Source organism: Ardenticatena maritima (assembly GCF_001306175.1).
GTDB lineage: Bacteria > Chloroflexota > Anaerolineae > Ardenticatenales > Ardenticatenaceae > Ardenticatena > Ardenticatena maritima.
Genome location: NZ_LGKN01000005.1, coordinates 670,116 through 694,080 on the forward strand (window position 1 = coordinate 670,116; position 23,965 = coordinate 694,080).

Genomic DNA, 23,965 nt, shown 5'->3' on the forward strand with positions numbered 1-23,965 from the left:
ATAGGCAATCACACAAGGTCGAACAAGAGGAGAACGCGACGAGGGAGAAGAGAAGCAAAAAGCCCCCGTGATGGGGGCTGCCTGTTCAGACCTGTGTTGCCAGATACCGCCAAATGCTGATGGCGGCTTTGATTCCTTCGCCCAGCGCAATAGGCACTTGTTCAATGTAGGTATCCGTCACATCACCCGCGGCAAAGACGCCCGGCACGCTCGCGCGCCCTTGTTTATCCACGATGATATGACCATTCTCGTCGCACTCCACCAAGTCGCGCACCATATCGCTGTTGGGGCGTACACCGAGAATGATAAACACCCCTTCCACATCAAGATGGCGTGCCGCGCCAAGGTTGTTTGCCAGTTCAATCCCTGTGACGAATTGGTCGCCCACAATCCGCTCGACCGTCCAGTGGGTGAAGATGGTGACGTTGGGCAATTTTTGCACGACCGCCGCCAGAGGGTGTTGCGACCATGTGTCATTGCTGGCGATGAGATACACCTTGTGCGCCAGGTGGGCGAGCTCGATGGCGGCGTAGAGCGCCCGCTCGCCCTGCCCCACGACGGCGACATCGCGCCCATGGAAGAAGGGGGCATGGCTAATCGCCGAATACGAAACGCCGCGTCCCCAAAACTCATCTTCGCCGGGCACAAACAGTTTTTGCGGGCTTGCCCCTGTGGCGACCAACACCGCCCGCGCTGTGACCGGCTCGCCTTCGCTGAGGTGCAAGCGAAAGATGGGCGGTACATGTTCCACGCGCTCAACAAAGCGCGGGTCGGAGCGCCCAAGGTGGGCGTTCACATAGGCTTGAAACTGGTGCACCAGTTCAGCCCCCCAGACCGTTTCAACATGCGGGATACCACGCAGTGCAAAACGGTACGAGAGCTTGCCTCCGCTTTCAGGCGCAAACAGCGCCACATTGAAACGCGCGTTGAGCAAGTAAGTGGCGGCGGCTACCCCTGCCGGTCCGCCGCCGATAATCGCGACATCGTGTTGTGCGTTCAACGAACCCTCCGTTTGTGCAATCGGTTGGTGCTTATGCTTCGCCCGTGCCGTGTTTGACAATCAGCACCGGTACAGGCGATTGTTGAATGAGCTTGTGCCCCACACTGCCCAACGCCAATGCCGCCAGTTCGCCAAGCCCGCGGCTCCCAATCACAATCAAATCGGCTTTGTGCGCTTCCGCGGCGCTCAAGAGGGCATTCGCCGCCGGGCCTTCCAGCAAGTCGGTTTCGGCGACAATCCCTTCGGGAAGGGCTTTGACGGTTTCTTCTAAAATTTTCTCGCCATAGGTCAACGCCTTTTCCACAGCATTCTCAAACATCTCGTTGCCAAGGTAGCGCGGCACAGGCTCATAGGCGTGTACCAGCACCAAATCGGCGCCGTATTTTTGCGCAATGTCTGCGGCCACTTTGGCGGCATAGCGGCTGCGGTCACTTTCATCTACGCCGACGATGATTGTTTTGAACATGGTCAGCCTCCTTTGGCGTATCCGGTTGTGTCAAGCGGGCAGATTGTTGGTTTCATCCTGTTTCCAGCATACAGGAGAACGGAAGAGTTGAAAAGTGAAATTTGTCACAAACACGCTTATGCTTGCAGTCGTCCACGTGCCGCTTCATTGTATTGTAGAGCACCAAATTCTTCAAGGGCATTGGCGAAGCGGCGTGTGGCGCTCTATCTCCCGTGTTTCCTCTGCACAGTATTCCACTTCTTTGACGCGCATCACGCCCCTTGTATAATCTGGGCGCACTGACAAGACAGAACGCCCGTCGAAGAAGACGCCGAGGACTGTTCTCTGCGTCTTTTTTTGTTTGTGAACGAGCGCGAACGAGGAGTTGAAGAAGCATGAGCACGAGCGAGCAGCCGCATTCTCTCAGGGGCGTCGCCCAAGCGCTTGCCCCGACCTATCGGATTGAGGTCGTCTTACGATGTCCACCCGACCACATGGGGGCGCGCATTCTTCGCACCGCACAGGCCGCCGGCTTTCCCCACCTCACCCGTTGCGATGTGCGCCGCCTCTTTTTCATACGAGGGCGATTGCGTCCCGAAGATTTGCACCGTATCGCCCGCCGATTGTTGACCGACCCCGTGACCGAGACGTACCACATTCATCAGCAGTCCGACACCTTCCCCCCACCCGCACCCGAGACCGACCACCCCGACGCGATCATTGATGTGACTTGGCTCCCCGGCGTGACCGACCCTGTGGCTGAAAACCTGCTCCGCGCCGCACGGCTCATTGGTGTTGAGCAGATTGAAGCCGCCGCGACCGGGACCTCTTTCCACGTGTGGGGGCTCACGGGGGAAGAAGAAGCCGCCCGCCTTGCCGAAACCGTCCTCTGCAACACCGTTGTCCAACGCTACAGCATTAATGTTCCCATTGCGCCCGCCTTTATCACCGCCCAAAACGCTGATGACACTGTTGAAACCATCCCCATCCGCGACGCCGACGACGCCCAATTGGAAGCCATCAGCCGCGAACGCCGCCTGGCGCTCAACCTGGACGAAATGCGCGCGATTCGCGCCTACTTCCGCCGTGAAGGGCGCGACCCCACCGACGCGGAACTGGAAATGTTGGCGCAGACGTGGAGCGAGCATTGCGTGCATAAGACGTTCAAGGCGCGTATCCTGTACGAAGGACCACCGCATGGCGCGCCGCCCAACGCTGAACCGGTTCGGCAAGAGATCAACGGCTTGCTGCGCACCTACTTGCGCGCCGCAACAGAGCAGGTTGCGCGTGAGTGGGTGCATTCCGCTTTTGTGGACAACGCCGGCATTATCGCGTTTGACGAGCGCTTTGATGTGGCGTTCAAGGTGGAAACCCACAACCACCCCTCCGCCATCGAACCGTTTGGCGGGGCGAATACGGGCGTGGGGGGCGTAGTGCGCGACATTCTGGGCGTCAGCGCCCGCCCCATCGCCAACACCGACGTGCTCTGTTTTGGTCCGACCGATTTGCCCGACGACGCTGTGCCGCCGGGGGCGCTGCACCCCCGCCGTATCGAAGCCGGTGTTGTGCACGGTATCGAAGATTACGGCAACAAAATGGGCATTCCCACCGTCAACGGCGCGGTCTTCTACCATCCCGGCTATACCGCCAACCCGCTGGTGTACTGTGGCTGTGTGGGCGTGTTGCCGCGTGGGGCGCACCCCTCGAACGTCCAGCCCGGCGACTTGATTGTGGTCATGGGGGGGCGCACAGGGCGCGACGGCTTGCGCGGCGCGACGTTTTCCAGCATGGAAATGGACGCCGAGACCGGCGAGATTGCCGGGAGCGCCGTGCAAATCGGCCACCCCATCAACGAAAAACAGGTGCAAGAAGTCGTCATCCAGGCGCGTGATGAAGGCTTGTACCACGCTATCACCGATTGCGGCGCGGGCGGGCTTTCGTCCGCGGTGGGGGAAATGGGCGCGGAGATTGGCGCGACCGTTCACCTTGAACGTGTACCGCTCAAATACGCCGGCTTGCGTCCCTGGGAAATCTGGTTGAGCGAGGCGCAGGAGCGCATGGTGCTCGCCGTCCCGCCGGACGCCTGGCCGCGCTTGCGTGAGGTGTGCGACTTGCACGGCGTCGAGGCGGTTGTCATTGGCACGTTTGAACCGACCGGTCGGCTCAAACTCTTCTACGGCGACCGTGTGGTGGGCGACCTGGATATGCACTTCTTGCATGAAGGCTTGCCCCAACGCACCATGCACGCCGTCTGGCGTCCGCCGGTGGTGCAGGCTGTTCCCCCGGCTGAAAGCCTTTCGCCCACCCAAGCCTTGCAGCGCTTGCTGGCGCACCCCAACATTCGCTCGCGCGAGCGCATTATCCGCCGCTACGACCACGAAGTGCAAGGCGGCACCACAGTCAAGCCGCTGGCGGGGGTTGCCGATCATGGTCCGTCGGACGGGGCGGTGATTGTGCCGCTGGGCACCTACACGCCGCTGCAAGCCGCCGATGAAACGCGCCCGTTGCGCGGCGTGGCGCTGTCGGTCGGCATTTGCCCGCAGTACGGCGAACTTGACCCCTACGCCATGGCGTGGGCGGCGGTGGACGAAGCCGTGCGCAACGCGGTGGCGGTCGGCGCCGACCCCGACCACCTCGCCATTTTGGACAACTTCTGCTGGGGCAACCCCAACCTGCCCGACCGTCTGGGAAGCCTGGTGCGGTGCGCGCAAGGATGCTACGACGCCGCGGTCGCCTATGGCACCCCCTACATCTCCGGCAAGGATAGCCTCAACAACGAATACACCACCGCCGACGGCGAACGCCACGCCATTCCCGGCACGTTGCTCATCTCCGCGATTGGCCTGGTGCCCGACGTGCGCCGCACCGCCACGCTGGACTTGAAAGCGCCGGGCAACCTGCTCTACATCCTCGGCGATACCCGCGCTGAATTGGGCGGAAGCCACTACGCCGAAGTGGTGGGCATGCGCGACGCCCATGTGCCCCAACCCGTGCCCGACGCCATTCAACGGGCGCGCGCCCTGCACCGCGCCATGCGTGACGGGTTGGTGCAGGCGTGCCATGACTGCTCCGAAGGCGGGGTGGCGGTGGCGCTGGCGGAAATGGCGCTCGCCGGGCGGCTCGGAGCGGAAGTCAACCTGGGGGCGTTGCCAGGGGCGGACCAAGTCGAAAACGACACACACCTGCTCTTTGCCGAATCGCTGGCGCGCTGGGTGGTGGAAGTGCGTCCCGAAGACGCCGCCGCCTTTGAAAACGCCCTGCACGGGCTGCCCTACGCCCGCATTGGGCGCGTGCACGCTGAACCGGTTTTGCGCATTCTGGGGCGCAATGGCGAGCCGCTTGTGCACGCCGCCGTCGCCGACCTGGAACGCGCCTGGCGTGGGGTGACTTCGCCGGCACACACCTCGCCGCAACAGTCCTACCCCGCCGCGCCTGCCGTCAAGCGTGCGCCGCGCGTTCTCATTCTGCATGCCCGCGGCACCAACCGCGACCGCGAAGCCGCCCTTGCCGCCGAACTGGCGGGGGGCGCGCCCGAAATCGTGCTGATGCAGCAACTCCTGAACGGCGAGCGCAACCTGCTGGACTACCACATGATTGTGGTGCCGGGGGGCTTTTCGTATGGCGACGACCTGGGCGCGGGAGCGCTTTGGGCGCTTGACCTGCAAGAGCAACTGGGCGAACCACTGCGTCGCTTTGTGGCGGAAGGTCGCCCGGTGTTGGGCATTTGCAACGGTTTCCAGGCGCTCATCAAGGCGGGGCTGCTGCCCGGCATGGAGTGGGCGCCCGCCCAAGGAGAGCGGGTGGTGACCCTCGCGCCGAACGCCTCGGCAAAATTCGAGTGCCGCTGGGTCTGGCTGGAACCCAACCCCCACAGCCCTTCACTCTTCACACAAGGGCTGGATGCGCCGATTCACTGCCCGGTGGCGCATGGTGAAGGGCGCTTCGTTGCCCGTGACGTCGACATTCTGGCGGCGTTGCAACGGGATAACCTGGTGGCGCTCACCTACACAACACCCGACGGCAGCGAAGTGCGCTACCCCTACAACCCCAACGGGTCGGACGCGCACATTGCGGGCATTTGCAACCCGGCGGGGAACGTGTTGGGGCTGATGCCGCACCCCGAAGACCACATTTTCCCCTGGCAACATCCACGCCATCATCGCGGCGAACGGGGGTTGGACGGGTTGCGGCTCTTCATCAACGGTATTCGTGCCTGCTGAAGATGAGAGGGTGCGGGAGAATGGGGGGGGGTATCCAGGCATACCCCATCCCCACTCTCCATGTACCAACTGAAATGAGGAGGTTTTTTGTATGCTTTCACACGAAGCGCTGTTAGCCGCCATTCCACACGCCATTGACACAGTGGACATCCCCGGCCTTGGCGACAAGGTGCAGGGGAAAGTGCGCGACATGTACCGCGTGGATGGGCGTCGCGTGCTCATCACCACCGACCGCGTGTCGGCGTTCGACCGTGTGTTGGGGCTGATTCCCTACAAGGGGCAAGTGCTCAACCAACTGAGCGCCTGGTGGTTCGAGCAGTTGCGCGACATTGTGGGCAACCATGTGCTCAGCGTTCCCGACCCCAACGTGATGATTGTGCGCGAAGCCGAACCCCTGCCCGTTGAAGTCATCGTGCGCGGCTACATCACCGGCGTCACCAAAACATCGCTCTGGTATCTCTACTCGCAGGGTGAACGCCGCCCCTACGGCATCGAACTGCCCGAAGGCTTGCAGAAGAACGACCCACTGCCCGAACCCATCATCACCCCCACCACCAAAGCCACCGACGGCGGCCACGATGAACGCCTCACACGCGATGAAATTATCGAGCGCGGTATCGTTCCGCCGGCGTTGTGGGAAGAAATCGAGCGCGTGGCGATTGCCATCTTCAAGCGTGGGCAAGAAGTGGCGCGCCAGGCGGGGCTGATTTTGGTGGATACGAAGTACGAGTTCGGGCTGATTGATGGGCGGCTGGCGCTCATTGACGAAGTCCACACGCCCGATTCCAGCCGCTATTGGATTGCCGAGACCTACCAGCGCGGCACCGAACCGGAAAACTTCGACAAAGAATTCCTGCGCAAATGGTTCGCCGCCCAGGGCTACCGCGGCGACGGCGAGCCGCCCGCCATGCCCGACGACTTCATCGCCCAAGTCGCCGCCCGCTACATCGCCGCCTACGAAAAGTTGACCGGACAACCGTTTGAGCCGGGCGAATTGCCCGCCAAAGAGCGCATTGTGCGCAACGTTCAGGCGGCACTGGAAACTGAAACCTTGTAAACCAACACATCTGCTGAATATGACAGGGAGAGGAATTGCTATGAACGTGATTGTACCGATTTTCATGGGCTCGAAGTCCGACTTGAAGCACGCCCAAGCCATTGCCGATGTGCTTGCCTCGTTCGGCATTCCCTACGAAATGCGTATCGCGTCCGCCCACAAGACCCCCGCGCGCTTGCTCGAAATTCTTGCCGAATACGAAGCCGACCCACGCGCCAAGGTCTTCATCACCATCGCCGGGCGCTCGAACGCGCTCAGCGGCATGGCTGACGCCGCCGTGACCGCGCCGGTGATTGCCTGCCCGCCGCGTTCGGACGCCTTTGGCGGGGCGGACATCTTCTCATCGCTGCGTATGCCCAGCGGTGTCGCGCCGGCGGTGGTGCTGGAAGCGGAAGCCGCGGCTTTGCTCGCCGCCAAAATCCTGGCGCTTGCCGAACCCGCTTTGCGCGAGAAGGTGCGCGCCTACCAGCAGGCGCACGCGGAGCGCCTTGCCCAAGCGGACGCCGAAGTACGTGAAATACGCGCCACTGTGTAAAATATCTTTACCCAACGGGGGGCAGGCTTTCGAGCCTGCCCCTCACATCTGGAACAGGGGAGAGTGTGAGAAGGGGGTTTGGTATGTTGGTTCCAACCGGTTTGCATGAAGCCTGTGGCGTGATTGGCGTTTACGCGCCGGGGCGTGACGTGGCGCGGCTCGCTTTTTTTGGGCTGTATGCCTTACAGCACCGTGGGCAGGAAAGCGCGGGTATCGCAACGACCGATGGGCGTGCAGCCTATCTGCACAAAGGCATGGGCTTGGTGTCGCAGGTGTTCAACGAGGAGAACCTGCGCCCACTGCGCGGGCACATTGCCATTGGGCACAACCGCTACTCCACCACGGGGGGCTCGCATGTGCGCAACGCCCAGCCGTATCTCATCGAAACCATTCATGGCCCTTTGGGCGTCGCGCACAATGGCAACCTCACGAATGCGTTGCACCTGCGCCGCATGCTCATGAAGCGCGGCGTGGGGTTGACTTCGTCCAGCGATAGCGAAGCCATTGTGCAAATTCTCGCGGCGTCGCCCGATGTCTGGCCGCACATTCCGCCTGTTGACGATGAAGGCGATTTGTGGATCGGACGCATTCGGGCGTTGATGCAGTTGGCGGAGGGGGCGTATGCGCTCACCATTCTCACCCGCCACGCGCTCTACGCCGTGCGCGACCCGCGCGGCTTGCGCCCGCTCTGCCTGGGCGAACTCGATGAGGGCTACGTGATTGCGTCCGAATCGTGCGCGTTGCAGACCATCGGGGCGCGGTATGTGCGCGAAATTGAGCCGGGCGAAATTGTGCGCATTGATGCGTCGGGGCTTTCGTCGTTGCAGGGGGCGCCTTGCCGGCGGCGGGCGTTGTGTATTTTCGAGTATGTCTATTTTTCGCGTCCCGACAGTCTGATGGAAGGGCAAGTCATTCACACGGTGCGGCAGGAAATGGGGCGGCAGTTGGCGCGCGAAGCCCCCGCCGATGCCGACGTCGTGGTTGGTGTGCCCGACTCGGCGACACCGCACGCCATTGGGTACAGCCTGGAAAGCGGCATTCCCTACACGGAAGGGCTGATCAAGAACCGCTACATTGGGCGCACGTTCATTCAGCCGGATGACAAACTGCGCCGCGAAGGGGTGCGATTGAAGTACAACCCCTTGCCCGCCAATCTCGAAGGGAAGCGCGTGGTATTGGTGGATGATTCGATTGTGCGCGGCAACACCGCCGGGCCGCTTGTGCAACTGCTCCGTGACGCCGGCGCGCGTGAAGTCCATGTGCGTGTGGCGTCGCCGCCTGTGCGCCATCCCTGTTTCATGGGGGTTGACATGGCGACTTACGGCGAACTGATTGCCCACCGCTACGATATTGAGGAAATTCGCCGCCATATCGGGGCGGACAGTCTCGCGTATCTGAGTCTGCCCGGCTTGTTGCAGGCAGTGTACTGCGGCATGGGCGAACCGACCGAGCCGCGCCACTGCACCGCTTGCTTCTCCGGCGACTATCCGCTGGACGTGCCGGAATGGTTGTTTGCCGAGGATCGGAGTAAAGTGCTCTTTGAGAACTAGGAGGAAGACGATGCGCAACATCCTTGTCATTGGCGGCGGCGGTCGTGAGCACGCTTTGGCGTGGGCGCTGGCGCGTTCCCCCCGTGTGCGGCACGTGTACGTCGCGCCGGGCAACGCCGGCACGGAATGGCCCGCCAACCCCAACGCCACGGGCTTGGCGCCTCGTGCAAGCGCCAGCCGCGTGCCCATCGCGCCGGATGATTTCGATGCGTTGATTGCCTTTGCCCGCGAACACGATGTGTACATGGCGGTTGTGGGTCCCGAAGCGCCGCTGGCGGCTGGTATTGTGGATGCCTTCCAGCAAGCCGGCGTGCCGATTTTCGGTCCCTCGCAAGCCGCGGCGCAAATCGAAGCCTCGAAAGCGTTTGCCAAAGCCTTCATGGAGCAAACGGGCATTCCCACAGCGGCGCACGCCGCCTTCACCGATTACGACGCGGCACGCGCCTACCTGCGACAACATCCCGCGCCTGTGGTGGTCAAAGCCAGCGGCCTGGCGGCTGGGAAGGGCGTTATCGTGTGTGAAACGCAGGAAGAAGCCGAAGCCGCGTTGCGCATGATAATGGTGGACCGGGCGTTTGGCGCGGCGGGCGATGTGGTGGTCATCGAGGAATTTTTGCAAGGTCCCGAAGTCTCGGTGCTGGCGTTCAGCGATGGGCGTACCGTGAAACGCATGCCCCCCGCCCGCGACCACAAGCGCATTTACGAGGGCGACCGTGGTCCGAACACCGGTGGCATGGGGGCGTTTGCGCCCCCGCCCGACGTAGACGAAGCGTTGCTGGATGAAATCGAAGCCACCATCTTGCGCCCGGCTGTCCAGGGCATGCTGGAACGTGGAACGCCCTACGTGGGCGTGCTCTACGCCGGCTTGATGCTCACGCAGGATGGCCCCAAAGTGCTGGAATTCAACTGCCGCTTTGGCGACCCGGAAACGCAAGCCATCTTGCTTCTGCTGGAAAGCGACCTGCTGGACGTCTTCGAGGCGTGTCTGGCGGGGCGTCTGGATGAAACCAACGTGCAATGGCGCGACGGCGCGGCGGCGACGATTGTGCTGGCGTCGCCGGGCTATCCGGGGGCGTACCCCAAGGGCTTGCCGATTGAAGGCGTCGAGCGGGCGGCGGCGCACGAAAATGTGGTCGTGTTTCACGCCGGCACCGCGCGTGATGAAGCGGGGCGGCTTGTGACCGCCGGCGGGCGTGTGCTCAACATCAGCGCCTACGACGCTGATTTGGAACGCGCCTTGCAGCGTGCATACGCAGCGGTCGAAGAGATTGCGTTTGAAGGTATGCAATACCGGCGCGATATTGGCAAAACGGTTGTTGAAGAGCAATGAGCAAGGGAGCATGAGATGACGCCGGAATCCAAAGCGTATCGCGAAGCGGGTGTGGACATTGAAGCCGGTAAACGCGCCACTGACCTGATGGCGGAGGCGGTCAAGTCTACCTACACGCCGGAGGTGTTGGCGGGCTTGGGGGCGTTTGGTGGCCTGTTCGACGCGGCGCGGCTCAAAGCCATGCAGGCGCCGGTGTTGGTGGCTTCCACCGATGGCGTGGGCACGAAAACGCTGGTCGCGGCGCGGCTCAATCGCTGGGAAACCATTGGGCAAGACCTGGTGAATCACTGTGTGAACGATATTCTGGTGCAGGGCGCTGAACCGCTTTTCTTCCTGGATTATGTTGCCAGCGCCCGCCTTGCGCCCGAACAGGTGGCGACGGTTGTGCAGGGAATGGCGCTGGCGTGCCGTGAGGCGGGGTGCGCCTTGTTGGGGGGCGAAACCGCCGAAATGCCGGGCGTCTATCATGAAGGTGCGGTGGACGTGGTCGGCACGATTGTGGGGGCGCTCGACCGCGCCCATCTGATTGACGGGTCGCGCATTCAAGCGGGCGATGTGGTGCTGGCGTTCCCGTCCAGCGGGTTGCACACCAACGGCTACACGTTGGCGCGGCGCGTGCTTGACGATGAAGATTGGACCACGCCGCACCCCTTGCTCGACGGGCGCACGATTGGCGAGGCGCTTCTGGCGGTGCACCGTTCGTATTTGCCGCATGTGCGCGCGCTGCGTGCCGCCGGTGTGGACATTCGCGGATTGGCGCACATCACCGGCGGGGGCGTGTTCGACAATGTGCCGCGCATTTTGCCGGAAGGGCTGGGTGTGCGTGTGCGCTTGGGCACCTGGCCTGTGCCGCCCATCTTCACACTCATTCAGCACAAGGGGCATGTGGCGCGTGAAGAAATGTTCCATGTTTTCAACATGGGGCTGGGCATGCTCGCCGTCGTCCCCGAAGCGGAGGCGGAACGGGCGGTGCAGGTGCTGGGTGTTGAAGAATGTTTCATCGTCGGGCGTGTGGTGGCGGAGCCCGGCGTTCAACTCGTCAATTGAGGGGCTGGCATATGGAGACGAAACGTCGGCTGGTCGTCATGATTTCGGGGTCGGGGACAAATTTGCAAGCCATTCTGGATGCTTGCGCAGAGGGGCGCTTGCCCGCCGAAGTGGTGCTGGTTGTCTCCAATCGCAAACAGGCGTTTGGCTTGCAACGGGCGGCGCGCGCCGGCGTCCCCACGCTCTACTTTCCGCTGAAACCGTACAAAGAGGCTGGGCGCTCACGCGAAGAATACGACCGCGACCTTGCCGAGCAGGTGGCGCAGTGGTCGCCCGACCTGATTGTGCTGGCGGGCTGGATGCACATCCTCAGCCCCGCCTTTCTGGACCGCTTCCCGAACCGTGTCATCAATCTTCATCCGGCGTTGCCGGGCATGTTTCCGGGAACGCATGCGATTCAACGCGCGTTCGAGGCATACCAGCGCGGCGAAATTGAGGCGAGCGGGTGCATGGTGCATTACGTCATTCCCGAAGTGGACGCTGGTCCTGTGATTGCGACGGCGCGCGTGCCGATTTTTCCCGAAGATACGCTGGAAACGTTCGAGCAGCGCATGCACGAAACCGAGCATCGCTTGATTGTGGAAGCCACACACAAAGCGTTGGAAGCCTTGCCTGTCTGACATCTGGGAGAGAAACCAGCAAGACCCGTCGGGGTGCACCAGCCTGGCGGGTCTTTTTTTCTTGGGCTATGCGTTGCGGTGCGCGAGAAGTGTTTCCAGAAGCGCGCGTAGCGACTCGTCTTCAACAACGCCCGCGGCTGATTGGTAGAACTCGTGCAGGTCGAGGTGGAGCAAACGCTCGTACACAAAGGCTTGCAGCGCCATTTCGAGGCGGTCGAGTTGGCGCACGAACTGCGCTTCGGGCGTGTCGTTGCGCTCGTAGCGTTCCCACATATCGAGAAGCGCCGCGCCGTTGGGCAGGTTGCGCACAATGGCGCGCACGCCGTCCGCTTCGCGGTGGTGTTTGTCGTCGGGGTGGATGGCGTCTTCGGGGGTGAAATCGCCGGCAATGGCTTCGCCCAAATCGTGAATGAGCGCCATGGAAAGGACGGTTTGCGCGTCCAGGTGGGGGAACTGCGGGAGCAGAAACAGCGCCAGCAGCGCCACGCCGAACGTATGCTCGGCGACGCTTTCTGCCAAGTTGGGGGGCACATCCCGCCGCAGCCACCCCTGGCGGTACAACTGCTTCAACTGAGCGGCTTGTACGTAGGCACGCACCAGGGGCGGCAGGTCTCTCATGTCGGCTGCATTGAGCGGTGGGTGTTTGCGCTGCATGGGGTTAGGATGGGCGAATAATCTCGACGACTTCGATATCGAACGTCAAATCCTTCCCTGCGAGTGGGTGGTTGGCGTCCAGCGTCACGGTTTCATCGTCGAACGCTGTCACCGTCACGACGAAACTTTGCCCGGTTGGTTCGCGCACCTGCAACTGCATGCCAATTTCCGGCTCGATGTCGGGGGGCAATTGGTTGCGCGGAATGACCACCACCAAATCCTCGCGATGTTCGCCGTAGGCTTCACTGGCGGGAATGGTGACGCTGCGCGTTTCGCCTTCTTCCATTCCTTCAACGGCTTGCTCGAAGCCCGGGATCACCTGTTCGGCGCCCACCGTAAATTCGAGCGGCTCACGACCTTCGGAACTGTCGAAAACCGTGCCGTCGTCGAGTTTGCCGGTGTAGTGGACGCGGACGGTATCACCTTTTTGTACCTTGGACATAAGGAACTCCTTTCGTTTGTGGAACAACCAACGGTACAAGTGTATCTTAGCCGTAAATGCGGTTTTTGAATAATCGGCATGTGGAAGGAAAGTGTCTCGCAGTTGCTCAAATGTTCAAACGTGTTTACCATGCTCAATCCCTCTTTTGGCAAAATGGTGATAGAGTGAGATTGAGGAGGCTGACGATGACGTCCGTACGCAAACCGACCATTCTGGTCACGAACGATGACGGTATTTCTTCGGCAGGTATCCGCGTGTTGTGGCAGGCGCTCAAACGCTTTGCCGATGTGGTGGTAGTCGCGCCCGACCACAACTGGTCGGCGGCGGGACACGCCAAAACCATTCACAAGCCGCTGCGCGCCGAACAAGTCACCCTCGACCCCGACATTGAGATGTGGACGAGCACGGGCGCGCCAAGCGACTGCGTGGCGTTGGCGCTCAACGGGTTGATTGAACGCCCGATTGACCTTGTGGTGAGCGGCGTCAACCAGGGGCCTAACCTGGGGCAGGACATTACCTACAGCGGCACACTGGCGGCGGCGTTCGAGGCGCTGATTTCGGGCGTGCCGGCGGTGGCTGTGTCCAGCATGAACTTCAAGGACGATGAAGACTTGATGCGCCCGGCGGCTGAATTCGCCGCGCGGCTGGTGGAATACGTCTGGACGAACCAACTGCTCAATGGCGTCGTGCTCAACGTGAACTACCCCAACAACGGCGGTCCGCGGGGCGTGCAAGTGACGCGCTTGGGGCGGCGCTCGTATCGCGATAAAATGGTGAAGCGCATTGACCCGCGCGGACGCCCCTATTACTGGCTGGGCGGCGATTTGCTGAGCGGCGACAACGCTGAACCTGGTACCGATATCCGCGCTATCCGCGACGGGTACGTCTCCATCACGCCTATCCACCTGGACATGACGAACTACACGTTCTTGGAAAAGATGCAATCGTGGCCGTTGGAGACGTTGCTTGCCTGACCGAACCGACCGAACAGGACGCGACTTGTGAGTGATGAGCGAGACATTCTCGGCACCGCCTACGACCCGCACCTGATGCGGCGTTTGCTGGGCGAATTGCGCCCATTCTGGGGACGCATTGGGTTGGCGCTGGTCTTCATGTTTTTGGCGAGCGCTGCCAACGTCGCCGGTCCGGTTTTCATTCAGCGCGCGGTGGACGATGCGCTGGTGCACCAGAATGGGCGCTTGCTCCTCATCTACGTTGGGTTGTTTTTGGGGGCGGCGTTGGTGGAGTGGTGGGCAACCCGCGCCCGTATCGCCATTATGGCGGTGGTGGGCACGCGGCTGGTGTGCGATATTCGCGAGCGCCTGTTTGCCCACTTGCACACCCTTTCGCTCAACTTCTACAACAAGTTTGCCATTGGGCGGCTCATGTCGCGGCTCATCAACGATGTGGGCGTCTTGCAGGATTTCGTCACCTGGGCGATTCTGGGCGTCTTCCGCGATATTTTCTTGCTGGCGGGTACGGTGCTCGCCATGCTCGCGCTCAACTGGCAATTGTCGCTGGCGGCGTTTGCCACCATGCCCATCATGGTGTGGGCGACGCGCGTATGGCGGCGGCATGTGCGCGAGGCGTACCGCACGGTGCGCCAGCGCATTGCTGTGCTCAACGGCTACCTGAACGAGAGTATCACGGGCATTCGCGTCACCAAAGCCTTTGTACGTGAAGCCCGCAACATTGCCCACTTTGACGAGTTGAACCGCGCCCATTTCCGCGCCAACGAACGCGCCGGATGGTTGGCGGCGGTCTTCTTTCCGGCGGTGGATATGCTCAGCGCCGTCTCGCTGGTGCTGGTGATTGGCTACGGGGGGATGCGCGTGTTGGGCGGCTCGCTCACGCCGGGCGTGCTGATTGCGTTTGCGCTCTACGTGGAGCGTTTCTTCAACCCCATTCGCGACCTTGCTCAGCGCTACAACACTTTCCAGAGCGCCATGGTCGCCAGCGAGCGAATTTACCAGCTGCTGGATACGCAACCGGATTTGCGCGACGCCCCCGATGCGATTGAACTTCCCCCCATCAAGGGGCGTGTCGAGTTTGACCATGTCTGGTTTGCCTATGGCGACAATCAGCCGGTGTTGCAAGATATCGTGCTGACCGCTGAACCGGGGGAGACGATTGCGCTGGTGGGGGAAACCGGCGCGGGCAAAAGCACGCTGGTGCAGCTCATCCCCCGCTTTTTCGATGTCACGCATGGCGCCATTCGCATTGACGGCTACGATGTGCGCCAAGTCACCCGCGCCAGTCTGCGCCGCCAAATGGGTATCGTGCTGCAAACTACCTTCCTGTTCAGCGGCACCGTGCGCGAGAACATTCGCTACGGTCGCCTGGACGCCACCGATGAGGAAGTGGAAGCGGCGGCGCGTGCGGTGGGGGCGCACACCTTCATCGAAAAATTGCCCCAGGGGTACGAGACCGAGGTGGGCGAAAACGGCGTCAACCTGAGCGTGGGGCAGCGGCAGGTGCTCAACTTTGCGCGCGCCCTGCTCGCCGACCCGGCGCTCATCATTCTGGATGAAGCTACGTCGAGCGTGGATACCGCCACGGAGATGCTTATTCAGCAGGCGATTGCCCGGCTGCTGGCTGGGCGCACGGCGTTCATCATCGCCCACCGCCTCAGCACCATCGTCAACGCCGACCGCATTGTGGTGCTCGACCATGGGCGTATCGTGGAAATGGGCACACATGAGGCATTGCTGGCGCAACGTGGGCGCTACTATCGGCTCTACACGATGCAGTTTCGTGATTCCGCCGCATAAGCACGGGAAAGGAGGGGAACCATGCCATTCCGCACGGTCAATCCCACGACGGGCGAACTTCTTTTGACGGTGGACCCCATTGACGACGCCGCAGTGGAAGCGCGGTTGACGCGCGCGGTCGAGACGTTTCAGGTGTGGCGGCGCACGCCGTTCAAAGACCGCGCGGCGCTTTTGCACCGTGTCGCGACCATTCTGCACACCGACGCCGAGCGGTGGGCGCGCCTGATGACGCTGGAAATGGGCAAGCCCATTCGTGCGGCCGTTGCCGAAGCGCAAAAGTGCGCCTGGGTCTGCCGCTACTACGCCGACCACGGGGCGGCGTTCCTCGCGCCGGAACCGGTGGCGACCGACGCCCGCCACAGTGAAGTGCGCTACGAACCGTTGGGGCCTCTTCTCGCCATTATGCCCTGGAACTTCCCCTTCTGGCAGGTTTTTCGTTTTGCCGCGCCGGCGCTCATGGCGGGCAATGTTGTGCTGGTGAAGCATGCCCCGATTGTGCCGCAATGCGCCCAGGCGATTGAAGACATTTTCCGTGAAGCCGGCGCACCGGAAGGTTTGTACCAGAACCTTTTTATCGAGGTCGAAACGGTGCCGCGTCTGTTGGCGGATGTGCGTATTCGCGGCGCGACGTTGACCGGCAGCACGCGCGCTGGGCGAGCGGTGGCCGCCGAGGCGGGGCGCAACATCAAAAAAACGGTGCTGGAATTGGGCGGCAGCGACCCCTTCATTGTGATGCCGAGCGCCAATCTGGAAGCGGCGGTGGCGGTGGCGGTGCAGTCGCGCATGCTCAACAACGGGCAATCGTGCATTGCCGCCAAGCGGTTCATCTTGCATGAAGCCATCGCCGACGAATTCGAGGCGGCGTTTGTTGAACGGGTGCAGGCGCTCACCGTGGGCGACCCCTTCGACCCCGCAACGGACATTGGTCCACTTGCCGCCGATTACCTGCGCGACACGTTAGCGCGCCAGGTGGAAGAAACGGTTGCCGCCGGTGCGCGTGTGCTGGTGGGTGGGCATTTGCTCGACCGACCGGGCTTTTTCTACGCGCCCACCGTTCTCACCGACATTCCGCCGGGGACGCCGGCGCGGTGCGAGGAGTTGTTTGGCCCTGTGGCGGCGCTCTTCCGCGTTGCGTCGCGGGAAGAGGCGCTGGCGCTGGCGAACGATACCCCCTACGGTTTGGGCGCCAGCGTCTGGACGCAGAACGACGCCGAAGCCGAGTTCTTCATCGCCAATCTGGAAGCGGGCAATGTGTTTGTGAACGGGCTGGTGAAGAGCGACCCGCGCTTGCCGTTTGGCGGCGTCAAAGCGTCGGGCTATGGGCGTGAGTTGGGGGTGCATGGCATTCGCGAGTTCGTCAACGTCAAGACGGTCTGGAAGGGTTGAGAGCGGCTATGGCGCTGCGCCTGGTGGAGTTCCTCGTTCCGACCGACGCCGCTGATGAGGTGGCGGGGTTGCTTGAAGAAATCAACGCGGTTCATTCATGGCGTATCAAGACCGCCGATGAGCGGCTGTTGGTGCGTGTGCTTCTCGACGCCCAAGAGACGGAAGCGCTGAGCGACGCGCTGATGAATCGCTTTGGGCATTCCGACGCGTTTCGGCTGGTGTTGTTGCCGATTGAAGCCACGGTGCCGCCGCTCAAACAAGCCGACGAATCGCCTGCTTCGGCCGCTGAATCGGAAACACCGAGCGAGCCGGCGCGGGTAAGCCGTGAGGAACTCTACCAGGATTTGGTGGAAGCGAGCCAACTGACGCCAATTTACCTCATCATGGTGGCGCTCTCAACCCTGGTCGCCATCATCGGTTTGACAGCGAACAATGTGGCTGTGGTGATTGGGGCAATGGTGATTGCACCGCTGCTTGGCCCCAACATTGCGTTGGCATTGGGCACGACGTTGGGCGATTTGGAGATGGTGCAGCGCGCCGTCAAAACGCTGGGGAGCGGCGTTGCTGTGGCTGTGCTGATTGCTCTGGTGTGGGGGGTTTTGTTTCCTGTTGATCCAACTGTGCCGGAGATAGCGAGCCGTATTCAACCAGGGGGACGCGATGTTGTGTTGGCGCTGGCGGCGGGCGTGGCGGGGACGCTGGCGTTTACGAGTGGCGTGTCGGCAACGCTGGTGGGGGTGATGGTGGCCGTGGCGCTCCTTCCCCCACTGGCGACGATGGGCTTGCTAGCGGGCGCCGGCTATGGCACGCCGGCGACAGGTGCGGCGATGCTCTTTCTCGTCAACATGACGTGTATCAATCTGGCTGGTGTGGTCACGTTTTTGGCGCAGCGGGTACGCCCGCGGACGTGGTGGGAAGCGGAAAAGGCGCGCCGTGCTATCCGTGTGGCGGTGGCTCTCTGGACGGGCATGTTGTTGGTGCTGATCGTGCTGATTTGGCTGAGCGGCTCGGCGTTCAGGCTTGAATGAGGAAGCGCCGAGGTTGCAGGTCAACTCTTGTGTGCGCGCGCTGGTTCAGACATCGACGCGAGGGGAAAGATGAACCTGAACGTGGTCCCCTTGCCTGGCTCGCTTTCGACTTCGACCCGCCCATGGTGCTGTTCCACAATGGCTTTGACCAGCGCCAACCCCAACCCCGTCCCACGAATGTTTGCCCCGCGCACCGCTTTGCTGCGGTAGAAGCGGTCGAACAAGTGGGGCATTTCCTCGGGGGCAATCCCCATCCCCCAATCCTGGACTTCTATGATGAGGTGCTCTGACGTTTCGCGTGCCCGAATGGCAATGCGTTGCCCGTCGGGCGAGTATTTGATGGCGTTATCAAGTACATTGCCAAGCGCCACGCGCACATGCGAGGGATGCCCGGCAATGGGCGGCAGATGGGGCGGCACGTCCATCTCGACGCGCAAACGGTGTTGGCGCAGTTCCGCCGCCATTTCGTCCACCAATTCGTACAGGAGCGGTGCCAGGTCAATCGGTTGGCGGGCTGTTTCTTCGGCTTTTTCAAGCGAAGCCAGAAGCAACAAATCGTTGACCAGCGTTTCCAGATGAGTGAGTTGCGTCTCGGTATCGCGCAGGTATTGTTGTATCTGTTCGCTCTGCCCGTTTGCCGCCATGCGTTGTATCATTTCCAGGCGCAAGCGAATGCTTGCCAGGGGCGAACGGAGTTCGTGGGCGGCGTGGGCGGCGAATTGTTGCTGTTGTGCCAGCATTTCGCGGATGCGCTGCGCCATCGTCGCGAATGCCAGCGCCAGGCGTTGAATTTCGGCGGGTCCTTTGGGCGTGATGGGGGTATCCAGGTGCCCTTGCGCCATACGCTCAGCGACGGTTGTCAGGTGAATGATGGGGGCGCTGAGCGTCCGCGCCAGCCAGAGCAGTGCCAGTGTCAACGCGCCGATGACGAGCGCCGCCATGCTTCCGGTACGCACCCAAACCGACCAGATTTGTTGCTGGATAGGGGCGTATGGAATGGAGAGTTGCACAAGCCCTATGATGCCGTCTTCGCCCACGATGGGCGCGGCGGCGTAGAGCCGTTGTTCCCCTGTACCAAAATCATCGGGACGGATGTCGTGTTGTTCGCTTTGCGCCAGCGCCGCTTGTAATTCGGTTGTGAGCGGCAGGTGGTCAAACGGTACGTTGGCTTCGGAGCTGAAAACAATGCGCCCATCGGGCAAGGTGATGATGATGCGTGCGCCGGTGTCGGCGGCGTAGGAGAGCACGAGGTTGCCCAAGGGGCGACCGCTGGGAAATTGGGCGGAGAGATAGTTTTCCAGCGGGTCGCGCAAGGCGTTGGCGATCAAAAAGGCTTCAATTTCGAGCTCTTGTTCTGCCTGGCTGATGAAGAGCCGTTGAATCCACAATCCCGCCCAGATGACAATCACAAGCAATCCCACCGTCGCCAGAACGAGGGAGGGCCAGAGCAACAAGGCGCGCAGGCTTGGCGCGTGTCGGCGTTTATGGGGTGGTGGTTGCATCGTCTGCATGGTCTTCTGGTGCGACAAAACGATAGCCGTAGCCGCGCACAGTCTGGATATAGCACGGGTTCGATGGGACATCGCCTAATTTTTCACGCAACCAGTGAATGTGCACATCGAGCGTGCGGGGATCGCCGATCCAATCCGTGCCCCACACTGCGTCGAGAATTTCTTGACGATGCAGGGCTTGCCCCGCGTGTTCCACAAGATACCGCAACAAATCGAATTCGCGTGCTGAAAGGGAGATGGGTTCGTCCCCTTTCCACACCATGCGGGCGTGTGTGTCGAGTCGCAAATCGTGAATGGTGATGAGCGATGGGGGCGTTGCTTCGGTTGCTGCTTGCGCGGCGTTGAATTCGCGGCGGTCGAGTTCGCGGCGGCGCAACATGGCGCGCACACGCGCCAGCAGTTCACGAAAACTGAACGGTTTGGTGATGTAGTCGTCTGCGCCGAGTTCAAGCCCCATAACGCGGTCAAGCTCTTGCGACCGGGCGGTGAGCATGAGAATGGGGGTGCCTGATGTGGCGCGCAAACGGCGACAGACGTCGAACCCATCCATGCCGGGCAACATGATGTCGAGCAGAATGAGGTCGGGGTGGTGCATCTGCGCCAGTTCCAGCCCCTCTTCGCCGGTGAGCGCATGATGCACCACGTACCCCTCTTGTTGCAAGCCGAAGACCAGCGGGTCGGCGATTTCTCGGTTGTCTTCGATGAGCAGAATGGTCGCTTTTTCAGTCATCGTCTCAGTTAGGCGTTGGTTGCCGATGGCGGTTGGTGGGCTTTGGCGCGATGCGCCGCTTTTTTCGCAGCGCGTTCACGGCGTGACAAGATACTGTGTTGAATGCGATAGATCGTCAAGAAGAGCAGCAGTCCACCACTTCCCCAATAGAGCGATTGCATGAAGCGCGTGGTGGTGTCGGTGCCGGCTGTGATGCCGTGCGCCAGCGCCGCCAGGTATGTCAGAAAACTCAGGTAGTGGATGAGCCGCCATGCACGTCGCCCAATTTGCTGGCGCACGTAGAAGCTGAAAGCGATGATTGCCATGGCGTAGAACGCCATCTGCCCCACACCAACCCATTCAGGGCGGTAGTCGTAGGTGAAGGGTACCAGCACATTGACCAGCCCCGATTGGATGTATTCGTCGCCAAGCAGAATGATGGCGTGGAAGAGGGCAAAAGCCAGGCCGAGCAGGCTGGTGAACTGATGCGCATCGAAGGCGGTGGGACCGCCCGGCCAGAGCCGCGCCAGTTTGTTGGTCATCATCACGCCAAAGACCATGGAAAGCCAGAGCAAGATGTACGCCACCACGCCGCTCGACCGCGCCAGATACCAGTAGGCTTTGGGCGCTTCTCCAAAGAGCGAGGCGGTCAAGCCAGGCAACCAGGCGGGCAGGAGAAAGACTGCGCTGATTGCTCCCAGTGCGGCCGCCAGCAACATCAGCACCACCAGTTGCCAGGCTAACGCCGGCGGATATTCATCGAATTCGTAGGGTTTTTGGGCTGTCATCGGTCTCCTCCTTTATGATTGCAAAATGGATGTTGTCTCTTGTTTTTCTACGAACCGATGCACAATGCGCACCGGTAAAGGGGCTTTGCCTTTGGGTTCAATCAACAAAGGCTCGCTGGCTTCAAACTCGGGTGGTACGTGCTGATAGAATTGCTCCGAAACCAAAATTTGTTGCCCGCGAGCATGTTTTTCAATGCGTTGCGCGGTGTTGACGGTATCCCCCAACACGTCGTAGTACTTGACTTCCTCTCCACCTATCAGCCCCTCAATCACCGGTCCATGATGCAGACCGATGCCTGCGCTCAGCCCGCGTGGATGCCAGAAGCGTGCGTTGACCGCGTTCAAGCGCAGGGCGGCATGCAGGGCTGTGACGGGGTCGGCAAACACGGCCATGACTTCATCGGCGGTGAATTTGTAGCGAATGGGGGGATAAACCGCCCAGACAGATTCAACGTGCTGGTACCATTCTTCCAGCGTGTACATGACATTTTCCGGGGATTCGGTTTCGCACCAGGCCGTGAAGTTGCGCACGTCGCAGAACAGGATGGTGCGCTCGCGCCAACGTGGTTCGCCGGCTCGCGGGTTCTGCATGAGTTCATTCAAAATGGCGTCGCCCAGCAGCCAGCGCGCATAGGTGTGCAGGCGTTGGTTGGCGTTCTTCAAAAGTGTGAAGTTGCGATTGGCTTCCACTTCCGCCAGTCCACCCAGCAACCCCAACAGTGGAACGGCGACGCTCATGAGCATGTGGGTGGGGTCGCTCAGGATTTGCATGGGCGAAAACGAGCCATTTTGTGCCAGGTAGTATTCGCCCAGGCTATAGACTGCCAGCAGTGCCAGTGAACGGGCGAAGTACATTCCCAGCAAGGCGAGCGAGGCGTTACGCCGTGCATGCCATGCCGCACATGTCGCGATGATGAGGCTATACAGCCAGTAGAGCAGGTGATGCGGCGCTTGCCAGAATTCCATGCCCTCCAAAGTTGTTTCCAGCAGGCTGTAGGTGAAAACACCGACCATGTTAGCGACAAAGAGCAAGGCCGGGCGGCGGTTTTCGCGTATCATGGCGAGTGCCACCGCCTGCACGAGTGCGCTGACAAGCAAGAGATAGGGGTCGGCGCTCAGAAAATAGGCGGTTTGTGAAAGCACAAACCATTCCAGCAACATATTGAGTACAGGATAATGCAGTGCGTTTGTGATCAGTTCATGCCAGATAGTAGGGAGAATGCGTTTGTATTGCATGATTATCCTCCTGCCGCCTGCTGGTACGGCCAGCGAAACAGATGCCAGAAGGGTGAAGGCAAGACGTCGCCGGTTTCGCGCACCAAAAGCGCGGCGATGTCCTTTTGCGCTTCGAGCCAGCGCATGCCTGCTTCCGAACCGAGGATGAGCACGGTTTTGGCGGCTAATTCGGCGCGCACGGCTGTGCGAGCAATGACCGTGACACTGACCAGGTCGGTGTCGGCGGGGCGTCCGGTGCGCGGGTCAATGATGTGGTGTTGCCATTGCGTCCCCTTCAGCCAGCGCCGATAGTCGCGCCCGGAGGTGGCGACCACGCCGCCCGCCAGGGCGATGGCGTCAATGTCGCCGTCATCAAAGGGCGAAGCAACCAGAATGAGCCAGGGGTGGCCGTTCCGCTGTGGCCCGCTGACGGCAATGTCGCCGCCCGCGTCCACCAATGCCGGCGCGTAGCGTCCCAGGCGCTTGGCGGCTTCTTCCGCCGCCCACCCTTTGGCAATGCCGCCGAAATCCAGTTGCACGCCAGGCGGCAAAGCGACGGTGCGACGCACCGGATTGGTGCGGATGTCGCGCCAGGCTTGGGCGCTCTGGATGATGGCTTGGGGGTCGGGCGCTGCGCCGACGGGCTGGCTTTTGGGCAATTGATCGAACGAGGTGGTGTAGCCCGCCTCTTTGAGGGCGGGGAGAATAGTGGGCGTGACCAGCCCGTCGGTGGCGTTGGCGGCTGCCAGCGCGGCTTGCAGCACGTCCCAAACCGTCTCCGACACCGGCACCGCCCCCCGGCCGGCTTGCGCATTGAGCTGGTTGAGCTCGCTGTCCGGGCGAAAACGGCTCAATGCCTGCTCCCAGGCTTCAAACCATGCCGGCACCTGCGCGAGCACGGTGGCGGTTTTCTCGTTGTCGGTGTCGAGCCGCGCTTCAATGTGGCAGCCCATCGCCCGAAATTGAATCAAACGCATGGCGTTCCTCCTTTGCTTGCCCCCCGGCACTAGCGCGATGACTTGGTTTTGGGCGGCGGCGGGGCGCTGACCGAGCGCAACACGGGTTGTTGCGGCTGGTTGTTAGAGACCGTCGGTGTTTGCGGTTGCGGCTGCGGTGCCGGCGCTGGCGCCGAAACCTGGATTTGCGGGATGGTGATTTGCGCCGGCTGGCGCACCTGAATGTTGGGCGTGTCCGGCGGCGGCACTAGCGTGGGCAAGGGCGGCAGTGTTTGCACCAGTGCTTCCAGTTCCTGCTGTGCCAGCGCATTCACGTCAATTGTGGGCGTTGGTTCTGCTGTTGGTGTCGGTATAGCGGTTGGGATGGGCGTGGGTGAGATGTCGGCGGCGGCGATTTCGTTCGCTGCGGTCTCTTGATACGCCAGAATGCCCCAACCGCTCACAGTCCCCGCCACTGACGCCACGGTAATCAAGAGCTTCATTTGATCGGACATGCCTTTTGCCGGCGCTTGCTTTGCCATGGTGTTCCTCCTGTTCGGCGTTGCTTCCTTTCATAACCGAGTGTAGGAGAAAAGGGGTGGGCGTGGGTTAAAGGTGGTTTAGTGGTTTGTTAAGAGCATGTTAGCAATCTGCGGGAGGGGGCAGAAAAAACAACATGGCGCACATTCATCGTGCGCCATGTGATGCTCGTGAGGGCATGT

General features: G+C 61.5%; 21 protein-coding genes. 11 read left to right on the top strand and 10 right to left on the bottom strand.

Features of this window, described 5'->3' with window-relative positions; all coding sequences use genetic code 11:
* Positions 1-85: 85 nt before the first annotated feature.
* Together SE16_RS10765 and SE16_RS10770 are read right to left on the bottom strand one after the other, a co-directional pair.
* Positions 86-1,000: an NAD(P)/FAD-dependent oxidoreductase gene (locus SE16_RS10765; protein WP_054493449.1), complete on the bottom strand. Its 915-nt coding sequence runs from the start codon at positions 998-1,000 to the stop codon at positions 86-88.
* A gap of 31 nt (positions 1,001-1,031) precedes the next feature.
* Positions 1,032-1,466, bottom strand: a complete 435-nt coding sequence (locus SE16_RS10770) for a universal stress protein (RefSeq protein ID WP_054493448.1) — start codon at positions 1,464-1,466, stop codon at positions 1,032-1,034.
* Positions 1,467-1,840: 374 nt separating this feature from the next.
* Here SE16_RS10770 and purL point away from each other — a divergent pair, with 374 nt between their 5' ends.
* The 7 genes from purL (at position 1,841) to purN (ending at position 11,804) form a co-directional block, all read left to right on the top strand.
* On the top strand, positions 1,841-5,665 hold the full coding sequence (purL, locus tag SE16_RS10775; RefSeq protein ID WP_152918154.1) for a phosphoribosylformylglycinamidine synthase subunit PurL: 3,825 nt from the start codon (positions 1,841-1,843) through the stop codon (positions 5,663-5,665).
* A gap of 91 nt (positions 5,666-5,756) precedes the next feature.
* A complete protein-coding gene (locus tag SE16_RS10780) occupies positions 5,757-6,722 on the top strand; it encodes a phosphoribosylaminoimidazolesuccinocarboxamide synthase (protein WP_054493447.1) in 966 nt (321 codons plus the stop codon).
* A 40-nt stretch (positions 6,723-6,762) separates the two neighbouring features.
* The gene (gene purE, locus SE16_RS10785) at positions 6,763-7,257 is read left to right on the top strand and encodes a 5-(carboxyamino)imidazole ribonucleotide mutase (protein ID WP_054493446.1); all 495 of its coding nucleotides are present in this window, start codon (positions 6,763-6,765) and stop codon (positions 7,255-7,257) included.
* Between the two features lie 83 nt (positions 7,258-7,340).
* On the top strand, positions 7,341-8,807 hold the full coding sequence (gene purF, locus SE16_RS10790; protein ID WP_054493445.1) for an amidophosphoribosyltransferase: 1,467 nt from the start codon (positions 7,341-7,343) through the stop codon (positions 8,805-8,807).
* Between the two features lie 10 nt (positions 8,808-8,817).
* Positions 8,818-10,137: a phosphoribosylamine--glycine ligase gene (purD, locus tag SE16_RS10795; protein WP_054493444.1), complete on the top strand. Its 1,320-nt coding sequence runs from the start codon at positions 8,818-8,820 to the stop codon at positions 10,135-10,137.
* Positions 10,138-10,152: 15 nt separating this feature from the next.
* Positions 10,153-11,184: a phosphoribosylformylglycinamidine cyclo-ligase gene (gene purM, locus SE16_RS10800; protein ID WP_054493443.1), complete on the top strand. Its 1,032-nt coding sequence runs from the start codon at positions 10,153-10,155 to the stop codon at positions 11,182-11,184.
* Positions 11,185-11,195: 11 nt separating this feature from the next.
* Positions 11,196-11,804 (top strand): phosphoribosylglycinamide formyltransferase, encoded by a 609-nt coding sequence (purN, locus tag SE16_RS10805; protein ID WP_054493442.1) that lies wholly within the window; start codon positions 11,196-11,198, stop codon positions 11,802-11,804.
* Positions 11,805-11,870: 66 nt separating this feature from the next.
* Here purN and SE16_RS10810 read toward each other — a convergent pair whose 3' ends face one another.
* A complete protein-coding gene (locus tag SE16_RS10810) occupies positions 11,871-12,422 on the bottom strand; it encodes an HD domain-containing protein (protein ID WP_200907349.1) in 552 nt (183 codons plus the stop codon).
* A gap of 40 nt (positions 12,423-12,462) precedes the next feature.
* A complete protein-coding gene (locus SE16_RS10815; protein ID WP_054493440.1) occupies positions 12,463-12,900 on the bottom strand; it encodes an FKBP-type peptidyl-prolyl cis-trans isomerase in 438 nt (145 codons plus the stop codon).
* A gap of 185 nt (positions 12,901-13,085) precedes the next feature.
* On the opposite strand from SE16_RS10815, the gene surE reads away from it, so the two are divergent.
* The 4 genes from surE to SE16_RS10835 are packed head-to-tail and all read left to right on the top strand — an operon-like array spanning position 13,086 to position 18,085.
* Positions 13,086-13,874, top strand: coding sequence for a 5'/3'-nucleotidase SurE (surE, locus tag SE16_RS10820; RefSeq protein ID WP_054493439.1), 789 nt, complete (start codon positions 13,086-13,088; stop codon positions 13,872-13,874).
* Positions 13,875-13,901: 27 nt separating this feature from the next.
* Positions 13,902-15,671 carry an ABC transporter ATP-binding protein gene (locus SE16_RS10825; protein WP_200907348.1) on the top strand — a complete coding sequence of 590 codons (1,770 nt, stop codon included), beginning with the start codon at positions 13,902-13,904 and terminating at the stop codon, positions 15,669-15,671.
* A 21-nt stretch (positions 15,672-15,692) separates the two neighbouring features.
* Positions 15,693-17,057, top strand: a complete 1,365-nt coding sequence (locus SE16_RS10830; protein WP_054493438.1) for an NAD-dependent succinate-semialdehyde dehydrogenase — start codon at positions 15,693-15,695, stop codon at positions 17,055-17,057.
* Positions 17,058-17,065: 8 nt separating this feature from the next.
* A complete protein-coding gene (locus tag SE16_RS10835; protein ID WP_054493437.1) occupies positions 17,066-18,085 on the top strand; it encodes a TIGR00341 family protein in 1,020 nt (339 codons plus the stop codon).
* 20 nt (positions 18,086-18,105) lie between these two features.
* Here SE16_RS10835 and SE16_RS10840 read toward each other — a convergent pair whose 3' ends face one another.
* The 6 genes from SE16_RS10840 to SE16_RS10865 are packed head-to-tail and all read right to left on the bottom strand — an operon-like array spanning position 18,106 to position 23,785.
* Positions 18,106-19,587, bottom strand: a complete 1,482-nt coding sequence (locus SE16_RS10840) for a sensor histidine kinase (RefSeq protein WP_054493436.1) — start codon at positions 19,585-19,587, stop codon at positions 18,106-18,108.
* Positions 19,568-20,326 carry a response regulator transcription factor gene (locus tag SE16_RS10845; protein WP_054493435.1) on the bottom strand — a complete coding sequence of 253 codons (759 nt, stop codon included), beginning with the start codon at positions 20,324-20,326 and terminating at the stop codon, positions 19,568-19,570. Before SE16_RS10845 ends, SE16_RS10840 begins: the two co-directional genes overlap by 20 nt.
* Before the next feature lie 8 nt (positions 20,327-20,334).
* Complete coding sequence (locus tag SE16_RS10850; protein WP_054493434.1) at positions 20,335-21,093, bottom strand: ferric reductase-like transmembrane domain-containing protein; 759 nt, start codon at positions 21,091-21,093, stop codon at positions 20,335-20,337.
* Between the two features lie 12 nt (positions 21,094-21,105).
* The gene (locus SE16_RS10855; protein WP_054493433.1) at positions 21,106-22,329 is read right to left on the bottom strand and encodes an adenylate/guanylate cyclase domain-containing protein; all 1,224 of its coding nucleotides are present in this window, start codon (positions 22,327-22,329) and stop codon (positions 21,106-21,108) included.
* A gap of 2 nt (positions 22,330-22,331) precedes the next feature.
* Positions 22,332-23,285, bottom strand: a complete 954-nt coding sequence (locus tag SE16_RS10860) for an FAD:protein FMN transferase (protein WP_054493432.1) — start codon at positions 23,283-23,285, stop codon at positions 22,332-22,334.
* Positions 23,286-23,314: 29 nt separating this feature from the next.
* Positions 23,315-23,785, bottom strand: coding sequence for a hypothetical protein (locus SE16_RS10865; RefSeq protein WP_054493431.1), 471 nt, complete (start codon positions 23,783-23,785; stop codon positions 23,315-23,317).
* Positions 23,786-23,965: the final 180 nt, after the last annotated feature.